2 protein-coding genes are annotated in these 1,937 nt (G+C 76.3%); both read left to right on the forward strand.

Annotated features, from left to right (window positions below):
• Nucleotides 1-74: 74 nt before the first annotated feature.
• Nucleotides 75-686 (forward strand): DUF6114 domain-containing protein, encoded by a 612-nt coding sequence (locus ACFUEL_RS39170; protein ID WP_380242911.1) that lies wholly within the window; start codon nucleotides 75-77, stop codon nucleotides 684-686.
• Nucleotides 683-1,891: a hypothetical protein gene (locus tag ACFUEL_RS39175; RefSeq protein WP_380242913.1), complete on the forward strand. Its 1,209-nt coding sequence runs from the start codon at nucleotides 683-685 to the stop codon at nucleotides 1,889-1,891. Before ACFUEL_RS39170 ends, ACFUEL_RS39175 begins: the two co-directional genes overlap by 4 nt.
• The last annotated feature ends 46 nt before the right edge of the window (nucleotides 1,892-1,937 follow it).

Raw genomic sequence — 1,937 nt, forward strand, 5'->3', positions numbered from 1 at the left:
CCCTCGGACCGCGCCCCGGCGCTCCCGGGGCCCCCGATCCCCCTTCCCTCGGACCACCATCGAGGAGTCGCACCATGTCCAGCGCAACCGTCGAGGCCGGACCCGTGGGGCCGGCCGGTCTGGTCGGCCGCATCCGGCGGGGGTTCCGCAGCTGGCGGCGCACCCGCCCGTTCTGGGGCGGGCTGTTCGCGCTCGTCGCCAGCGTGCCGATCCTCTACCTCCCGTACGGCAACATCAGCCTGTCCGGTCTCACGATCGCGCTGGCCACCACCGCCGGGGCCGGGTCGCTGATCATCGGCCTGATGATGATCGCGCTGGGCCTGACCGCCTGGTTCCAGCCGATGGTGCGGGTCTTCTGCGGGGTGGCGACCACCGTCCTGGCGCTGGTCTCCCTCCCGATCTCCAACTTCGGCGGCCTCGGCCTGGGCCTGCTGTTCGGCCTGCTGGCCGGCGGCCTGCTGGTCTCCTGGGCGCCGCTGCCCGCCCCCGCCGAGGCCGGTGCCGAGGACGCGGCGCAGGACGCAGCGCAGGCGCCGACCGCCCCGCTGCCCGCGCAGGCCGCCGCCGAACAGCCGCTGGAGTACGGCGCCGCCGCGCAGACCGCCGCCCCGCAGCACGACGCTCCGCAGCACGACGCTCCGCAGCACGACGCCCCGCACGCCCCCGCCGAGGAGGAGCAGCGGTGACCGGCGCCGACCGTCCCGCCGTTCCCGGCCCCCGGCACGCGGAGCCCCGCGAGGGGGCGCGCTCGCGTCTGCGCGGGCGGGTGCTGGCGATCGCCGCCGTGCCGACCGCGCTGCTGGTCGGCGCCGCCTACACCCCGACGCTGGCGGTGGCCGCCGACCCGCAGGCCGGGAACTGCGCCCCGGACGCGGTGCTGAAGGAGACGCCCGTCCCGAAGAGCGAGATCAAGGTGGCGCCGGAGTCCTCGGTGTCCCGGGCGGCCGCCGCCGGGCAGCCCGCCGCGGGCAGCGCCGCCGCGGTGCCCGCCACCCTCACCGGCGGCGCGCCCGCCGTGAGCTCCGCCGTCTACACCGTGCCGAAGGCGGGCGCGGCTCCGGGCAGCGGGGTGACGCAGGCCGGGTCGATCGAGGACTGGTGGAACAACCTGGTCCACCCGAGCGCCTCGCCCACCCCGACGCCGACCCCCACCCCGGCTCCGACGCCGTCCTCGGCGCCCCCGCCGAGCGGGCAGCCGGCCGCGCCGGCCCCCTCCGCGACGCCCCCGGCCGCCGAGCAGCCCTCCCCGGCGCCCGCGCAGCCGTCCGCCGGCCCGGCCCCGAAGGGCGGCACGCCCAAGGCCGCCGCCGACCCGGCCCCGTCGCCGTCCGCCTCCGCCCCGGAGGACCCGAACTGCCTGGTGGACGCCCGCGGCCTGGCCGCGAAGGCGGCCCCGTCGGGCCACGTGGTGCCGGACCAGAACTGGGTGCTGCACTCGACCCGGCTGGCGCTGCACGGCTCGGTGTTCAACGGCGTCTACGACGTCACCACGGAGAGCGGCACCAAGCGGGTGCTGAAGTTCACCACCGCCAGCGTCGACATCGAGAACCTGGACATGTCGACCATCCAGATCCCCGGCCTCACCTTCCACGTGAAGAGCCGTCAGGGCTCGACCTCCACCATGCGCAACGGGCCGATCACCATGTACGTGGAGAGCCTGTCGGGCAACCTGGCGGCGGTCTACGGCCTGCCGGTCCCGATCGACCTGGGCACCATCACGCTCACCCCGGACACCCTGCCGAAGTGGCTGTGGGACCTGCTGGGCGCGGTGCCGATCCCGCTGGACCTCACCCTGACGAACGCCAAGGCGGTGCAGGCGGGCCAGTTCGGCGGCGACCTGACCATCCCCGGCATGCGGCTGTTCAACGACAAGGAGCCGTACGACGGCTGAGCGCCGCTGCCACGGAACGCCGCAGGGGCGGGACCCGGTCCTCGGG

The sequence above is a fragment of the Kitasatospora sp. NPDC057198 genome, assembly GCF_042670125.1.
In the GTDB taxonomy this organism is placed as follows: Bacteria; Actinomycetota; Actinomycetes; order Streptomycetales; family Streptomycetaceae; genus Kitasatospora.

What these genes read in the sequence shown, in the direction of transcription:
- ACFUEL_RS39170 (WP_380242911.1), top strand. Translation starts at nt 75, where the DNA reads ATGTCCAGCGCAACCGTCGAGGCCGGACCCGTGGGGCCGGCCGGTCTG.